The 14,984-nt window shown below is 71.8% G+C and carries 14 protein-coding genes and 1 pseudogene; 9 read left to right on the top strand and 6 right to left on the bottom strand.

Annotated elements, in window-relative coordinates:
* Nucleotides 1-7: 7 nt before the first annotated feature.
* Both AB0I54_RS11840 and AB0I54_RS11835 read left to right on the top strand, forming a co-directional pair.
* Nucleotides 8-286 (top strand): annotated as a pseudogene (locus AB0I54_RS11840) (DUF6457 domain-containing protein); the annotation flags it as partial.
* A 5-nt stretch (nt 287-291) separates the two neighbouring features.
* Entirely contained in the window at nt 292-1,566 is a 1,275-nt protein-coding gene (locus AB0I54_RS11835; protein ID WP_363295790.1) for a molybdopterin molybdotransferase MoeA, read from the top strand.
* 103 nt (nt 1,567-1,669) lie between these two features.
* Here the strand turns inward: AB0I54_RS11835 and AB0I54_RS11830 are convergent, their stop codons facing one another.
* The 4 genes from AB0I54_RS11830 to AB0I54_RS11815 all read right to left on the bottom strand — a co-directional run bounded on the left by AB0I54_RS11830 (nt 1,670) and on the right by AB0I54_RS11815 (nt 5,497).
* A complete protein-coding gene (locus AB0I54_RS11830) occupies nt 1,670-2,275 on the bottom strand; it encodes a NifU family protein (protein WP_363295788.1) in 606 nt (201 codons plus the stop codon).
* Nucleotides 2,276-2,281: 6 nt separating this feature from the next.
* Complete coding sequence (locus AB0I54_RS11825) at nt 2,282-4,231, bottom strand: ferrous iron transporter B (RefSeq protein ID WP_363295787.1); 1,950 nt, start codon at nt 4,229-4,231, stop codon at nt 2,282-2,284.
* On the bottom strand, nt 4,228-4,536 hold the full coding sequence (locus AB0I54_RS11820) for a FeoA family protein (RefSeq protein ID WP_363295786.1): 309 nt from the start codon (nt 4,534-4,536) through the stop codon (nt 4,228-4,230). The genes AB0I54_RS11825 and AB0I54_RS11820 overlap by 4 nt, the downstream gene beginning before the upstream one ends.
* Before the next feature lie 151 nt (nt 4,537-4,687).
* Complete coding sequence (locus AB0I54_RS11815) at nt 4,688-5,497, bottom strand: DUF2249 domain-containing protein (RefSeq protein WP_363295785.1); 810 nt, start codon at nt 5,495-5,497, stop codon at nt 4,688-4,690.
* Between the two features lie 794 nt (nt 5,498-6,291).
* Here AB0I54_RS11815 and epsC point away from each other — a divergent pair.
* The 3 genes from epsC to AB0I54_RS11800 all read left to right on the top strand — a co-directional run bounded on the left by epsC (nt 6,292) and on the right by AB0I54_RS11800 (nt 8,378).
* The gene (gene epsC / locus AB0I54_RS11810) at nt 6,292-6,972 is read left to right on the top strand and encodes a serine O-acetyltransferase EpsC (protein ID WP_363295784.1); all 681 of its coding nucleotides are present in this window, start codon (nt 6,292-6,294) and stop codon (nt 6,970-6,972) included.
* Nucleotides 6,899-7,825 (top strand): cysteine synthase A, encoded by a 927-nt coding sequence (gene cysK / locus AB0I54_RS11805; RefSeq protein WP_363295783.1) that lies wholly within the window; start codon nt 6,899-6,901, stop codon nt 7,823-7,825. Before epsC ends, cysK begins: the two co-directional genes overlap by 74 nt.
* A gap of 61 nt (nt 7,826-7,886) precedes the next feature.
* Nucleotides 7,887-8,378, top strand: a complete 492-nt coding sequence (locus tag AB0I54_RS11800) for a hypothetical protein (RefSeq protein ID WP_363295782.1) — start codon at nt 7,887-7,889, stop codon at nt 8,376-8,378.
* Between the two features lie 51 nt (nt 8,379-8,429).
* Here AB0I54_RS11800 and AB0I54_RS11795 read toward each other — a convergent pair whose 3' ends face one another.
* Nucleotides 8,430-9,245: a DUF2249 domain-containing protein gene (locus AB0I54_RS11795; protein ID WP_363295781.1), complete on the bottom strand. Its 816-nt coding sequence runs from the start codon at nt 9,243-9,245 to the stop codon at nt 8,430-8,432.
* Nucleotides 9,246-9,957: 712 nt separating this feature from the next.
* Between AB0I54_RS11795 and AB0I54_RS11790 the strand changes: the two genes are divergently transcribed.
* The 4 genes from AB0I54_RS11790 (at nt 9,958) to AB0I54_RS11775 (ending at nt 12,435) form a co-directional block, all read left to right on the top strand.
* Complete coding sequence (locus tag AB0I54_RS11790) at nt 9,958-10,563, top strand: vitamin K epoxide reductase family protein (RefSeq protein WP_363295780.1); 606 nt, start codon at nt 9,958-9,960, stop codon at nt 10,561-10,563.
* Nucleotides 10,564-10,638: 75 nt separating this feature from the next.
* Nucleotides 10,639-11,526: a methyltransferase domain-containing protein gene (locus tag AB0I54_RS11785; protein WP_363295779.1), complete on the top strand. Its 888-nt coding sequence runs from the start codon at nt 10,639-10,641 to the stop codon at nt 11,524-11,526.
* 10 nt (nt 11,527-11,536) lie between these two features.
* The gene (locus AB0I54_RS11780; RefSeq protein WP_363295778.1) at nt 11,537-11,896 is read left to right on the top strand and encodes a cupin domain-containing protein; all 360 of its coding nucleotides are present in this window, start codon (nt 11,537-11,539) and stop codon (nt 11,894-11,896) included.
* Between the two features lie 62 nt (nt 11,897-11,958).
* Nucleotides 11,959-12,435, top strand: coding sequence for a hypothetical protein (locus AB0I54_RS11775; protein ID WP_363295777.1), 477 nt, complete (start codon nt 11,959-11,961; stop codon nt 12,433-12,435).
* A gap of 77 nt (nt 12,436-12,512) precedes the next feature.
* On the opposite strand, the gene AB0I54_RS11770 is transcribed toward AB0I54_RS11775, so the two are convergent.
* Nucleotides 12,513-14,897, bottom strand: coding sequence for an excinuclease ABC subunit UvrA (locus AB0I54_RS11770; protein WP_363295776.1), 2,385 nt, complete (start codon nt 14,895-14,897; stop codon nt 12,513-12,515).
* Between the last annotated feature and the right edge of the window lie 87 nt (nt 14,898-14,984).

Raw genomic sequence — 14,984 nt, 5'->3', positions numbered from 1 at the left:
CAGCACTGAGAACGGAGCACATTCGATGGACCGATGGATCGACGCGGTGAAGGACGAGCTGGGCATCGACCTGGAGGTCGACAGAACCGTCCTCCTCGATCTCGCACGGGACACCGCGCACGGCGTCGCCCGGCCCGCCGCGCCGCTGACCACCTTCCTGGTGGGTTACGCGGCAGGCCTGGCGGGCGGCGGCCCCCAGGCCGTGGCCGAGGCCGCCCGTCGCGCGGCGGAACTGGCCGCACGATGGACCGCCGAGACCCACCACGCAGCGGGCGCCGACGGCTGAACACCATGAACGGTCTCGTATCCCTCACTCTCGACGGCGGGTTGCGGCAGGAGGAACGCCCTCGCGTTCCCCACTCCCCCGGCGTCGCGTCCACACATGGTCACGGGCGTACGGACTGGTTCGAAGCACATGACACGGCGGGCAGCGCAGCAGTCGCGCTGCCCGCCGTGCGCCTGTCCCTCTCCGAGGCGCTGGGGCATGTGCTGGCCGAGCCGGTGTCCGCGCTGACCGACCTGCCGTCCTTCGACACCTCGGCCATGGACGGCTGGGCCGTGGCCGGTCCCGGGCCCTGGCGGCTGTCCGGTGTCCTGCTCGCCGGACAGTCCCCCGGCGGCCGGCTCGCGGACGGCCGGGCCGTACAGATCGCGACCGGCGCCGCCCTGCCGCCCGGGGCGACCGCCGTCCTGCGCCGCGAGCACGGACGCATCGACGGCTCCCTCCTGCACGCCCTGCACACCGCGCCCGGACCCGGCCGGGACATCCGGCCGCGGGCCCAGGAGTGCCGGGCGGGCGAGGCCCTGCTCGGTGCCTGGGTGCCGGCCACCCCGGCGGTGCTCGGGCTGGCGGCCGCCGCCGGTTACGACGAGTTGTCCGTCACCCGGCGTCCCCGTGTGGAACTCCTCGTGCTCGGCGACGAGTTGCTGGAGAGCGGTCTGCCCTCGGACGGCAGGGTCCGGGACGCGCTGGGTCCGCTGCTGCCGCCGTGGATGGGCATGATGGGGGCGGAGGTGAGCGTCGTACGGCGCATCGTGGACGACGCGGACGCCCTGCTGGAGGCGGTCACCGGGACCGGCGCGGACCTCGTCGTCACGACGGGGGGGACGGCCGCCGGTCCCGCCGACTTCGTCCATCCCGTACTCCGCAGGATCGGCGCCGAGTTGCTGGTCGACGGCGTCGCCGTGCGGCCCGGTCATCCCATGCTGCTGGCCGAACTGCCGTCCGGCGGGCATCTGGTGGGGTTGCCGGGCAATCCCCTGGCGGCCGTCTCCGGCGTGCTGACTCTCGTGGAACCCCTGCTGCGCACGCTGGGCGGCCGAGTCGCTCAGGCGTCGGTGACGGCCGCGCTGGCCTCCGACGTGCCCGGCCATCCCGCCGACACCCGTCTGGTGCCCGTGGCCCTGGACGGCAGGGCACGGGCCGTACCGCTGCGCTTCCACGGCCCGGCCATGCTGCGCGGGCTGGCCGGCGCCTCCGCCATGGCGGTCGTCCCGCCGGGAGGGGGCCACGCCGGTACACAGGTCACCGTGCTGCCCCTGGGCTGGGGAGCGCCCGGAGCGTAGGAACACGGACTGCCGGAACAGAACGTCGCAACGGGCGAAGGACCGCTCGGCTCACCTGCCGAGCGGTCCTTCTCACATGGGCGGAGTTCATCCCGCGCGCAGTTCATCCCGCGCGTCGTACGGCCGGGAGTCGTTTCGTCAGGCCGGCCACGGACTTCGAGGAGCTCGCGTTCCTGACGGCCACGAGGCTCGGGCAGCGGTTGCGCAGTTGCTGCTCCAGGCGCTGGTGCAGGGTGATCCAGGAGGCCGGACAGCCGTGGCAGGCGCCGGCGAGGCGCACGGTGACGACGCCGTCCTGGACACCGACCAGTTCGATGGCACCGCCGTGGGAGCGGGCGAACTGCCCAACCGCCCCGCCGAGGAGGTCGCGTGCCGCGCGGTACAGCAGCGCGTCGTCGGCCGCCGCCTCGCCTGCGCCTGTCCCGTCGGCTGCGCCTGCCGCGATCCAGCCGGCGCGGTCGTCGAGGGCGGAGTGGATCGCGGTGCGGACCCGGGCGCCCTCGTGGGACCAGGAGCGGCCGGGGCCGAGGGCGGTGACGAGGGCCGCGGGCTCCGCCGTGACGGAAGCGAGGGTGCCGTCCTCGACGAGCGCGGCCAACGGGGCGGGGAGCGCGGCCGGGCGGCCGGTGCAGGGCAGCGTCCCGGCGGGCACCATCCAGCGCAACTGGTCGGGACGGCCCGGGACATGCTGGGGGTGAAGCGGGATCATCCTGCCTCACCCGCCCAGTGCGCTGGTGACGGTGGCCGCCAGGTACGCCATCAGCCAGGCCAGCCCTGTCAGGTAGGTGAAGGCGATGGCCGGCCATTTCCAGGTGCCGGTCTCCCGTCGTATGACCGCGACGGTGGCCATGCACTGCAACGCGTAGACGAAGTAGACCAGCAGCGCGGCGATCGTCGGCGCGGTGAACACACGTTGCCCGGCGCGCGGCCCGTCGGGGTAGGTCATGTCCCGCAGCGCCGCCTTCGGGTGTTCGGGGTCCTCGGCGGCGGCGACCTGTCCGAGGGTGGCGACGAAGGTCTCGCGGGCCGCCTGTGCCGACATCACACCGACGTTGATGCGCCAGTCGAAGCCGAGTGGGTCGTAGACGGGGGCGACCAGACGGCCGAGATCGGCGGCGTAGCTGTGGTCGACGGTGTACGCGGCGACGGCGGTCGGGTTGGCGGTGTCGATGCCGTCGGCGCGCATCTGCGCCACCGAGTGCAGCGGCAGGTTCAGCAGCAGCCACAGCCCGATGCTGGTGGCCACGATGATGGTCGAGCACTTGCGCAGGAAGGCCTGTGCGGAGGTGCCCATCGCGATGAGCACCGAGCGCGGCGCGGGCAGCCGGTAGGGCGGCATCTCCATGTAGAACGGCACGAGCGGGCCGCGGAGGTCCCCGATCTTCTTGAACGCCCAGGCGGCCAGCATCGCCGAGACGGCACCGAGCAGATACAGGCCGAACATGGTCAGGCCCTGCGCGCCGAACGGGCCGATGTGGTCCGACGGGTCGACGAGCAGGCTGATGAGCAGGATGTAGACGGGCAGCCGCGCCGAGCAGGTGATCAGCGGAGCGGCCATCATGGTCGCCAGGCGGTCCTTGGCCGAGGGCAGGGTGCGGGTGGCCATGATGCCGGGGATCGCGCAGGCGAACGACGACAGCAGCGCCACGAAGGCGCGGCCTTCCAGTCCGACGCGGGCCATCACCCGGTCCATGAGGAAGGCGGCCCGCGACATGTAGCCGACGCCCTCCAGCAGGGCGAGGAGCAGGAACAGCAGCAGGATCTGGGGGACGAAGACCAGCACGCCGCCGACGCCGCCGATGAGGGCGTCGCCGAGCAGCCCGGACAGCCAGCGGTTGCCGACGTGCTCGGCGACCAGTCCGGACAGCCATCCGAACAGGGACTCGACGTAGCCCTGGAGGGGGGCGGCAAAGGTGAAGACGGTCTGGAAGAACAGCATCATCACCGCGAAGAACACGACGGTGCCCCAGAGCGGATGCAGCAGCACGGCGTCGATGCGCCGGGTGATCCGGTGCAGTTCGGGGGCCCGGTAGCCGGCGAAGGCGAGCACCGACTCGGCCCAGGCGTCCCGCTCCGCCGGCTCGGTGGACGGGGCGAGCGGCGGGGACGTCCAGGTCTGCCAGGAGGCGAGCTGCTCGCGCAGCTGCCCCATGCCGTGCCCGCGGTGGCCGATCACCGCCACCACCGGGACGCCGAGGGCCTGGGCGAACGCGTCGATGTCCAGGTGCCCCTGACGACTGGTCAGCTCGTCCATGAACGTGACCACCACGCAGGCGGGCAGGCCACGGGCCAGAATCTGTGCGACCAGCCCCAGGGACCGGCGCAGGGTGGTGGCGTCCACCATGACGAGCAGTGCGTCCGGGCGGGCCGCCCGGTCCTGGCGTCCGTCGAGGACGTCGACCGTGATCTGCTCGTCCGGGCTGACCGGGTCCAGGCTGTAGGTGCCGGGCAGGTCCTCGACCACACAACCGCCTCCCCCGGTGCGGCAGGTGCCGATGAACCGGGAGACGGTCACTCCGGGGTAGTTGCCGGTCTTGGCGTTCAGGCCGGTCAGGCCGTTGAAGATGCTGGTCTTGCCCGAGTTGGGGCTGCCGACCAGGGCGATCCGCGGCTCCGTGGTCAGGGTTTCGTCCGTCTCACCGACGCCGTGACATCCCGCGGTCACCGGTCCGCTCCGACCGTCCGCACGCACGCGGCCTCGGTGCGGCGCAGGCACACCTCGTAGTCCTTGACCCGGTAGACGACCGGGTCACGCAGCGGGGCCCGGCGCACGACCTCCACCACCGCTCCGGGGGTGAATCCGAGGTCGCCCAGCCGCCGGGCCACGGCGGTCGACCGGACCACGAGCACGTCGACCACGGTTGCCCTGGCACCGGGCGGCAGATCGGCCAGGGGGAGTATCCGGCCGTCGGGGAGCGCCGCCGGCGATAGGCCGGCCTCCCCTTCGAAGTCCATGCCAGCGCTGCGCATTCGTGCCTCCACCACGCCATGCCGGGACGAGCCCGCCAAGTGCCGTATTCGGTAAGGCGAGGCTAACCTCATTGGGGGTCGGCTCTACGGGGCCTTTCCGCCCGTACCGGCTGGGCCGTTCGGCCCCATTGGGCGGGCCGGGTCGGCACCCTCAGCGGCGCGTGAAGACCAGCCGCCAGATCTCCGGGCCCCGTTCCGTGTACTCCACGGCGAACCTGCCGGGCGAGCGCTGTTCGATCTGCGCCAGCAGCGGCAGCGGGTCATGGTGTGCGACCAGGACGATCCCTCCGCCGGCCCGGACGGCGTCGAGCGCGCCGAAGACCGTGGCGTGCCGCAGCGCGTGCGGTACGGCCCGTACGTCCAGTTCAGGAACGTCCGGCTCCTCCCCGCCACCACCGCAGCCGCAGGCACCGCCGCAGCCACCGGTCCGCTCCTCGGCCTTCTCCGGCGCGAACTCGTCGTCGCCGGCGTCCGGTTCGGGCCCGTACAGTTCGTGCAGGGCCTTGACCAGGACGGCCAGGGAGGTGCCCGGCCGGCCGGCGAGCAGGGGCAGCACGAGGTCGTTGTCCTTGGCGAAGTGTTCGCCGCAGAGCACCTCCAGCGCGCGTGCCTCGGCGGCGGCGACTTCCGCCGTGGGTGCCGTGCGCAGAGCGTCGACGAGCGCCATGACGCCCCGGCGTTCGGAGATCAGGCTCTCGATGAGCAGCCGGGCCTCGGCAACCTGGTGGGCGGCGGGGTAGAGAACCGTCTCCTCGGCGGCGAAGTACGGCAGGAGCACGCGCTCGCAGTAGTCGACGAGACCGGTGCGGATGTGCTCGGCGGCATCGGGATCGCGTTCGGCGGCCCCGAGAAGCATCGCGACGCGTCCGGCGAGTTCACCGGCCAATCGGGTGTGGTACGCCTCGGCCGCGGTCGCGGCGGCGGCTTCCTCGGGGGTGGACGCGAGGGTGACGGTGTTCATCTTCGTTATCTCCAGCGGGACTTGACCGGTCGGATGCGACCGGGGCCGGTGACAGCGCCGTGCGGGCACGTGCCCTGGACGCTGTCGTCGGGGTCCGGGTGAGGACGGGGCCGCAGGGCTCCGCTCGCGGCGGCGAGGCTTCCGGACGGGCACGGCACATGCGTCCGGCCGCCTGGGTGGCCTGGCAGGCGGCCGGACGTCGACCGATCGGGAAGGACACCGCCCCCGACCGCGGCCTGCGCGCGAGAGCCTGGCCGCCGTCCGGCGCGGTATTCCGTGGCGCCTTCCCCTCCGGTCCCTGACGAGCATTCCTGGCCGACCACCCACGCTGCCTGGGCCGGGCGGGTCCAGCACCCTGGACCAGTGGTCCCCGAAGACCCTGTCCGACATGGGCCGGTCGGCCGCACGACATGGGCAATTCGGCCGGGTTGCGCCAGCCCGGGCTGCTCTACCGTTCGATCCCATGGAGAACGGCAACAACGCGCAGCCCTCGAACGCCCGCTGCCGGCGGCCCCTTCGGCTCGCCACGGGACGAGACGCCGCACGATGTCGGCCGGCCCGCCCGAGGAAGGTGTCCTCCCGCCCGTACCACCCCGTCCCGAGCCGGCCGTCGGCATGCTGTGTCCGCCGCCTGTGCGTCTGCCGGCGCCGCAGATCACCGTCCGCCTGAGCCGTTGGGTGAGAGGCATCCCCATCGCTCGCTCCGGCCCGCCTCCTCGGCCGCCGGCACCAGCCGTCCCCGGACAGCGGTGCCGGCGGAACCGGCGTCTCCGGAGCCCACAGAGAGACATCGCATGATCGTCGAAGATCTCCGCACGGCCTGCCGCAAGGACCCTGCGCTGCACGGCATCAACGTGGTCGAGGTCCTGCTGTATCCGGGGCTCTGGGCCATCTGGTTCCACCGGCTGGCACACCGGCTGCACCGCATGGGGCTGCCGCTGCTGCCCCGGGCACTGTCCCAGTTCTCCCGCGCCATGACCGGGATAGAGATCCACCCGGGGGCCGTCATCGGCCGGCGCTGCTTCATCGACCACGGCATGGGCGTGGTGATCGGCGAGACGGCGGTGGTGGGAGACGACGTGATGCTCTACCACCGCGTGACCCTCGGCGGCACCGGCTGGTGGCGCGACCGGAAGGCCACCAGGCGGCACCCCACCGTCGGTGACCGGGTGGTCCTCGGCGTGGGCGCGACCGTGCTCGGCCCCGTCCACGTCGGCGACGACACGGTGGTCGGCGCCCACGCCCTCGTCCTGAACGACGTCCCCGCCCACTCCAGCGTGCGCGCCGGTCACGCGGACGTCACCACCCGCACCGTCCCCGTCACGGACCCGTTCGGCCGGGCCCCGGCCGCTTCCCCTCCCCCTCCCCCCGTATCGACCGAAAGACCCCAAGAGGACAGCCATGGCAGCGATACACCCTTCGATCACGGCGCTCATCGGCCGGACACCCCTGGTGGAGCTGTCCCGGTACGGTGAGGACCTCCCGGCACGCCTGGTCGCCAAACTGGAGTCCGCCAACCCGGGCGGCAGCGTCAAGGACCGCATCGCCCTGGCGATGATCGAGGACGCCGAAACCACCGGCGCCCTGCGGCCCGGACAGGGCATCGTGGAACCCACGAGCGGCAACACCGGCATCGGTCTGGCCATGGTGGCCGCCGCCAAGGGCCACCCCGTCACCTTCACCATGCCCGAGAGCATGAGTGTCGAACGCCGGGCCCTGCTGCTCGCATACGGTGCCGACCTCGTCCTCACCCCGGCTTCCGAGGGCATGACCGGAGCCGTCGCCCGCGCCGCCGAACTCGCCGAGGCCAACGGCTGGTTCATGCCCCAGCAGTTCACCAACCCGGCCAATCCGGATGTCCACCGGCACACCACCGCCGAGGAGATCTGGCAGGACACCGACGGACGGATCGACCTGCTGGTCGCCGGAGTCGGCACCGGCGGCACCGTCACCGGAGTCGGTCAGGTGCTGAAGGCGAAGAACCCGGCCGTCACCGTCGTGGCCGTGGAACCGGCGGAGTCGCCCGTACTCTCCGGCGGCTCGCCCGGCCTCCACGGCATCCAGGGCCTCGGCGCGGGCTTCGTTCCCGAGGTGCTCGACACCTGCGTCTACGACACGGTGTGCACGGTCTCCGTGTCCGAGGCCCGTGCGCAGGCACGCCGGCTCGCCCGCACGGAGGGCATCCTCGCGGGCGTCTCCGGGGGTGCCGCGCTGCACGCCGCCTCGACCCTGGCGCGCCTCCCGCGGCACAAGGACGCCCTGATCGTCGTCGTCCTGCCCGACACCGGCGAGCGCTATCTGAGCACTCCGCTCTTCGAGGACCAGTAGCGGACTCCACGACACAGCCGGCGCCCCGCCGGACCCCCCTCACATGCAAGGAAGAACACCGATGACACACACGAACCGCGGAGCCGACGCTCTGCTCAAGACGATGGGCGCGGCCATGCTGGCCGCAGGGCCCGTGATGCTGTGGCGCAGCCGCAGCGGCAGGAACGAGATACGCACCGAACTCGCGGCCCAGAGGATCACTTTCCCGGAGCGCGGACTGCCCGCGCACCTGGCGGCGTTCGCCGGCCGGCCCGTCGAAACCGGACCCGAGGCGCGGGCCTTCGCTGACATGATCAAGGGCAACCTGGCCCAGGCGACGAACGGCCGCACCTACTCCGAGATCACCGCGGAGCTGCACGCCACCGGGGACGACGAGAAGCTGGCCAAGCTCCGGCAGACCGCGTTCATGGGCGAGACGTTGCGCGCCTCGCTGATGTCCGCCTACCAGGCTTGGCAACTGACGTCGCTGGTCACCGGTCTCGGCGCACTGCTGACCGGGGTGGGCGCGGCCCTCGTCGTCTCGCCTCGGGCAGGCTCCCGTACGGCCCGCTGAAACGGACAGCCGGGTGCGGCCAGCCGCACCCGGCAGGGCAGTCACCACTCGTCAGCGGTGGCTGAGCCGCAACCGCCAGGCCTCGGGCCCGCGCTGGAGGTACTTCACCGCGAAGAGCCCAGGGTTGCGCTGCTCGATCTGTGCCAGCAGGGGAATCGGGTCGTGCGGCGCGACCAGGACCATGGCCTGGCCTGCCGGGACGGCCTCAAGAGCGCCGAACACGGTGGCGTGGCGCAGTGCGTGCGGGATGTCGCGCACGTCGAGTACGGGTTCGGTGGCCTCCTCGGCGCCACAGGCACACCCGCAGCCAGCGCTCTCCTCGGCCTTCATCCCTCCTGCCTTCTGCGTGCCGTTGGCAGCAGAGGCGCCACCGTTCAACGGGGTATGAGCGATCCGGTGGTGCAGTCTCTCCAGCAGCCGGGCCAGGCGGACCCCGGGTGCCGCGGCCAGCAGGGGCAGCACGAGGCCGTTCTGCTTCGCCACGTGTTCCTCGAAGACCACCTGAAGAGCGCGGGCGTCCGCCGCAGCAACGGCCGTGGTGGGCGCGGTGCGCAGGGCGTCGACCAGCGAGGCCAGGCAGCGGTGTTCACCGATGAGACCCTCGACGAGCAGGCGCGTGTCGGGCAGCCGCCGGGCCACGGGATACAACGTGGCCTCCTCGGCCGCCGTGTGCGGCAGGAGTTCACGGTCGCAGAAGGCCACGAGGCCCGCGCGAAAGCGCTCGGCGGCACGCTCGCCACGGCCGGCGGCGGTGAGCAACAGCGTCACGCGTCCGGCCAGTTCCCCTGCTATACGGGCGTAGTCCGCCTCGGCGCCGTAGAGAGCCTCGGCATCCTCCGGGGCCGATGCGAAGGTGAGGGCACTCATTCAGGTGTCTCCAGCGGTTCAAGGCCGGAAGATACGGCCGCTTCTGGTCCGACTGCACGTTCCGCCACGTCCCCGGGGCGGTCGGCGCACCGGGCGGCCTGGGCATGGTGAGCGCCGTCACCGGGGCCGTGGCGGAACACCGTCCGACGGCTGCAGAACGGTGGTCGGACGGTGACCGGTCCGGGGGCACCACGCGCCTGCCGCGGCCCTGCACACGAGAAGACGGGGCCGAGCAGCCGGAACGCGACGGTCCGTGTCGCCTCCCGACCGGTCGCCGACCAGCCTTTCGCGCCGCAGGCTTCACGGCATGGGCCGTGCGGCCCCGTCCACACCGCCCACCGGTCCACGATCCCGATGCCGGACAGGGCCGAACGGCCCCATGCAAAGGGCCGTCCGGCCCATGCGGCGAAGGCGACCTCGCCGCACGATGCGCAGTCCCCCGGGCACCCGTGAGAATCGGGCCGGAAGGGCCGCCCGACCCGGGACGTTCGGCCCCAGTCCCGGGTCACGGGCAGCGCCTAACGTTCCCGACCATGGAGAACGATCACAACGCTCGACGCGGACAGTCGCGCGTGACCGAGGGCCGACCGGCGCCGGCCGCCCTCACACTGCTCACCCGCTCGGAGGTCCGCGCCCAGGATCGGACCCGCGACAGGGGTCGCCCGGTGTGCCGCGTCGCGACCCCCGCGCCCCTGCCGCGCACCCGCGCCGCATGACGCCGCCGTACACCGCCGGGGCCGACCGGCGCATCGGCTGGCTGTTGGCGCTGACCGGGGTCATCGGCTGGCTCGCCTCGCTGCGCCTGGCCATCGACGACTGGCTCGTTCTCAAGGACCCCAGCTACCAGCCGACCTGCAACATCAGCCCGGTCGTCGGCTGCAGCAACACCATGGCGAGCTGGCAGGGCAACCTCTTCGGCTTCCCCAACATGCTGCTCGGCCTGGGCGCCTTCGCCGCCGTCGCCGCGCTCGGCATCGCGGTGCTCGCCGGAGCGCGCCTGCACAGGGTGCTGTGGCTCGCCCTCAACGCGGGAACGCTCGTCGGCATCGGGTTCGCTCACTGGCTGATCTTCCAGTCGCTGTACGAGCTGAACCGGCTGTGCCCCTACTGCGGCGTCGTCTGGGTCATCACCATCGCGCTGTTCTGGTACGTCACGCTGCACAACCTCAAGCACGGCATCATCCCGGTGCCGGCCCGCGGCCGCGGCCTGCTGAATCTGGTGCTGGAGAGCCACTGGCTGCTGTTGGCGGCCTGGTACGGCGTGATCGTCATGCTCGTTCTCACCCGCTTCTGGTCGTACTGGAGCAGCCTGCTGTGACTGGGCCGTTCGGTCTGCCCGATTCGGGACATTCGGCCCACACACATCCCGCCGCCCGGAGTTAGCGTCGCCTTGTTGACTCTCGTAGAAGTGCAGGTGGAGAGCGAGGCACGGATGGCGACCACGGACCATGACCAGCCGCTCCGGAAGGATCTCCCCGCACCCGGTGCGGGACTGGACGCCTCCCGCATGCCGGGCCACTGGGTGCTGGCCCGGCTCGGCAAGCGGGTCCTGCGCCCGGGCGGCGTGGAGCTCACCCGATGGATGCTCGACACCCTGGACATCGGACCCGACGACCGGGTGGTGGAACTCGCGGGCGGTCTGGGCGCCACAGCGGCACTGACGCTACGGCGCTCGCCGGCCGGCTACACGGCCGTCGACCGCGATCCCGCCGCGGTGGCCGCGCTGAGCGCCCTCACCGTCCCGGGCAGGACCCACATCCGCGCCGTGCGGGCGGACGCCTCCGACACGGGTCTGCCGGACGGCTCGGCGACCGTCGTGTACGCCGAGGCGATGCTGACGATGCAGCCCCAGCCCGCCAAGCGGCGCATCGTACGGGAGGCACGCCGGCTGCTCACCGACGTGGGCGGCCGCTGTGCCATCCACGAAATGTGCCTGCTGCCGGACGGTATCGACCCGGCCCTCGCCGACCGGATCGCCAGGGACCTCGCCGACACCATCCACGTCGGCGCCCGCCCGCTGACCGCGGCCGCCTGGCAGGAACTCCTCACCGACGAAGGCTTCACGGTCACCGCCCGGAGGACAACGCCCATGGCGCTGCTGGAACCCCGCCGTATGGTCGCCGACGAAGGACTGGTCCCCGCCCTGGCCATCGCCCGCCGCACTCTGCGGGACCCCGCGGCCCGTCGCCGAGTCCGCGAGATGCGCCGCGTATTCCGCCGCCACCAGGCCCACTTGGGCGCCATCAGCCTGATCGCCCAGCCCACCACGCCCGCTGAATAGGGAGGCCCCCATGCCCGCCACGGTGATCACCGACCTCGTCGACGAGTTGGCCGTGCCCGAGGACGGCACCCTCAGCCGCGTCCTGTACCGCGACGACCGACTGCGCGTGGTCGGCTTCGCGTTCGCCGCCGGCCAGGAACTCACGGAGCACACCTCGGCCCTGCCCGTCGTCATCCAGGTCGTCCGAGGGCGACTCGAACTGATCCTCGGTGACGAGAAGACGGTGGCCACGCCCGGCAGTTGGATCCACCTGCCCGCCCGGCTGCCGCACGCGGTACGAGCCACCGAGGACTCCGTCATGCTGCTGACCATGCTCCCCGCGCCGGAGCCCACGAAGTCCACGAAGCCTAACGATTCCGCCGCAGCCTGACCCGTCGCCGAGGGCAGAACTCCACGGCCCGGACCACCCTGGGGGCGTGTGACACTGACGCCATGGGGTGGGACGGATTCCGGCAGGGGAGATGGGTGCCGCTTGCGGTGGCGGCGGTGACCCTGGGGGTGGCGCTGGCGGGCGGCTGGTCGCTGGCGGGGGAGATCTCCGACGCGCGGCGGATCGATGCGTCACCGGTGCGGGTCCAGGGTGTCGTCGACCGGGCGGTGCCGGTCAAGGGCGGGACCGAGTACCGGGTGTCGTACCGGGTCGGCGGTAGACGGTTCGCCACCGGAGACCTGCCCGTGGGACAGGTGGCCGAGCCGGCAGAGCCCGAGGTGGGCACCGCGGTGTGCCTCGAAGCCTCGGCCGAGCGCCCGGAAGCGGTGCGGCTGTGCGGCCAGAAGTATCCGGGCGGCGACAACTTGATTCCCGCCGAAGGCCTGTTGGTGGTGGCGGGTGCGATAGGCACCCTCATGGCCGTCGGGTGGTTCGTGATGGTCGGCCGGGAGAGGTCCGGTGGAACGGCGGCGCCATGAAGTACATGGTGCCGATGTACGCCGATCAGGCGACCGAGCGGCTGACCGAGGGCCTCGGTCAGCCGCGAGGGCCCCGGTCAGCCGCCGACGTAGGCCGCGAGGTGCTCACCCGTGAGGGTGGAGCGGGCGGCGATGAGGTCGGCGGGGGTGCCCTCGAAGACGATCTTGCCGCCGTCGTGACCGGCGCCCGGGCCGAGGTCGATGATCCAGTCGGCGTGCGCCATGACCGCCTGGTGGTGCTCGATGACGATGACCGACTTGCCGGCGTCGACGAGCCGGTCGAGCAGACCGAGCAACTGCTCGACGTCGGCGAGATGCAGGCCGGTGGTCGGCTCGTCGAGGATGTAGACGCCCCCCTTGTCGGCCATGTGGGTGGCCAGCTTGAGCCGCTGCCGCTCGCCGCCGGACAGCGTGGTGAGCGGCTGACCGAGGGTGAGATAGCCCAGGCCGACGTCGGCGAGCCGTTCGAGGATCTTGTGCGCGGCCGGTGTACGTGCCTCACCGGCGCCGAAGAACTCCTCGGCCTCGCTCACCGGCATCGCGAGCACCTCGCTGATGTCGCGGCCGCCGAGGTGGTACTCCAGTACCGACGCCTCGAACCGCTTCCCCTCGCACTCCTCGCAGGTGGTGGCCACGCCGGCCATCATCGCCAGGTCGGTGTAGATGACGCCGGCGCCGTTGCAGGTGGGGCAGGCGCCCTCGGAGTTGGCGCTGAACAGCGCCGGCTTCACCCCGTTGGCCTTGGCGAACGCCTTGCGGATCGGGTCGAGCAGCCCGGTGTAGGTCGCCGGATTGCTGCGCCTGGAGCCGCGAATGGCGCCCTGGTCGACCGACACCACACCCTCGTCGGCGGGGATCGAGCCGTGCACCAGCGAGCTCTTGCCGGAGCCGGCGACGCCGGTGATGACGGTCAGCACGCCGAGCGGCACGTCCACGTCGACGTCACGCAGGTTGTTCGTCGCCGCGCCGCGGATCTCCAGCGTGCCGGTGGGCTTGCGCACCGTCTCCTTGACGGCGGCCCGGTCGTCGAGATGGCGGCCGGTGATGGTGCCGGCGGCCCGCAGCCCCTCGATCGTGCCCTCGAAACAGACGGTGCCGCCCGCCGTACCGGCGCCGGGCCCGAGGTCGACGACATGGTCGGCGATCGCGATCATCTCCGGCTTGTGCTCCACCACGAGCACCGTGTTGCCCTTGTCGCGCAGCCGCAGCAGCAGGTTGTTCATCCGCTGGATGTCATGCGGGTGCAGGCCGATCGTGGGCTCGTCGAAGACATAGGTGGTGTCGGTGAGCGAGGAGCCGAGGTGGCGGATCATCTTGGTGCGCTGTGCCTCGCCGCCGGACAGCGTGCCCGAGGGCCGGTCCAGCGAGAGGTAGCCGAGACCGATCTCCACGAACGAGTCGAGGGTCTCCCCCAGCGCGGACAGCAGCGGCCCGACCGACGGTTCGTCGAGCCCGCGGACCCATTCGGCAAGGTCGCTGATCTGCATCGCGCACGCGTCGGCGATGCTTATGCCGTTGATCTTCGAGGACCGGGCCGCCTCACTGAGCCGGGTGCCGTCGCAGTCCGGGCAGACGGTGAACGTCATCGCCCGCTCGACGAACGCGCGGATGTGCGGCTGCAGCGCGTCGACGTCCTTCGACAGCATCGACTTCTGGATCTTCGGGATCAGACCCTCGTACGTCAGATTGATGCCCTCGACCTTGATCTTGGTCGGCTCCTTGTGGAGGAGGTCGTGCAGCTCCTTCTTGGTGTACTTGCGGATCGGCTTGTCCGGGTCGAAGAAGCCGCAGCCCTTGAAGATGCGGCCGTACCAGCCGTCCATGCTGTAGCCGGGGACGGTGAGCGCACCCTCGCTGAGCGACTTGCTGTCGTCGTACAGCTGGGTCAGGTCGATGTCGGTGACCGTGCCCCGGCCCTCGCAGCGCGGACACATGCCGCCGGTGATGCTGAAGCTGCGCCGCTCCTTCACGGTCTGCCCGCCGCGTTCGACCGTGACGGCCCCCGCGCCGCTGATCGAGGCGACATTGAAGGAGTACGCCTTGGGCGAGCCGATGTGCGGCTTGCCGAGCCGGCTGAAGAGGATGCGCAGCATGGCGTTGGCGTCGGTGGCGGTGCCGACGGTGGACCGGGGGTCGGTGCCCATCCGCTGCTGGTCGACGATGATCGCGGTCGTCAGCCCGTCGAGGACGTCCACCTCGGGCCGGGCCAGCGTGGGCATGAAGCCCTGGACGAAGGCGCTGTACGTCTCGTTGATCAGCCGCTGCGACTCCGCGGCGATCGTGTCGAACACCAGCGAGCTCTTGCCCGAGCCGGAGACGCCGGTGAACACGGTCAGCCTGCGCTTCGGGATCTCGATGCTGACGTCCTTGAGGTTGTTCTCGCGCGCGCCGTGCACGCGGATCAGATCGTGGCTGTCGGCAACGTGCGGCGCAGGCGACCGCGTCTCCGTCGTCTTGTCCATACTTTCGTCTCTCCATCTGTTGCACGGGCCGCGGTCACGGTCCCCGCCGGCGTCGCCTGGCTCGATCCGACCAGCCACGAGCGGTTC

This window comes from Streptomyces sp. NPDC050625 (genome assembly GCF_040654755.1).
Lineage (GTDB): Bacteria > Actinomycetota > Actinomycetes > Streptomycetales > Streptomycetaceae > Streptomyces.
Note: the sequence above shows the minus strand (reverse complement) of the source record. Positions and strands in the feature narration are given on the sequence as shown.

What these genes read in the sequence shown, in the direction of transcription:
- AB0I54_RS11780 (WP_363295778.1), top strand. Translation starts at nt 11,537, where the DNA reads ATGCCCGCCACGGTGATCACCGACCTCGTCGACGAGTTGGCCGTGCCC.
- AB0I54_RS11770 (WP_363295776.1), bottom strand. Translation starts at nt 14,897, where the DNA reads ATGGACAAGACGACGGAGACGCGGTCGCCTGCGCCGCACGTTGCCGAC.
- AB0I54_RS11775 (WP_363295777.1), top strand. Translation starts at nt 11,959, where the DNA reads ATGGGGTGGGACGGATTCCGGCAGGGGAGATGGGTGCCGCTTGCGGTG.
- AB0I54_RS11835 (WP_363295790.1), top strand. Translation starts at nt 292, where the DNA reads ATGAACGGTCTCGTATCCCTCACTCTCGACGGCGGGTTGCGGCAGGAG.
- AB0I54_RS11790 (WP_363295780.1), top strand. Translation starts at nt 9,958, where the DNA reads ATGACGCCGCCGTACACCGCCGGGGCCGACCGGCGCATCGGCTGGCTG.
- cysK (WP_363295783.1), top strand. Translation starts at nt 6,899, where the DNA reads ATGGCAGCGATACACCCTTCGATCACGGCGCTCATCGGCCGGACACCC.
- AB0I54_RS11800 (WP_363295782.1), top strand. Translation starts at nt 7,887, where the DNA reads ATGACACACACGAACCGCGGAGCCGACGCTCTGCTCAAGACGATGGGC.
- AB0I54_RS11820 (WP_363295786.1), bottom strand. Translation starts at nt 4,536, where the DNA reads ATGCGCAGCGCTGGCATGGACTTCGAAGGGGAGGCCGGCCTATCGCCG.
- AB0I54_RS11795 (WP_363295781.1), bottom strand. Translation starts at nt 9,245, where the DNA reads ATGAGTGCCCTCACCTTCGCATCGGCCCCGGAGGATGCCGAGGCTCTC.
- AB0I54_RS11830 (WP_363295788.1), bottom strand. Translation starts at nt 2,275, where the DNA reads ATGATCCCGCTTCACCCCCAGCATGTCCCGGGCCGTCCCGACCAGTTG.
- epsC (WP_363295784.1), top strand. Translation starts at nt 6,292, where the DNA reads ATGATCGTCGAAGATCTCCGCACGGCCTGCCGCAAGGACCCTGCGCTG.
- AB0I54_RS11815 (WP_363295785.1), bottom strand. Translation starts at nt 5,497, where the DNA reads ATGAACACCGTCACCCTCGCGTCCACCCCCGAGGAAGCCGCCGCCGCG.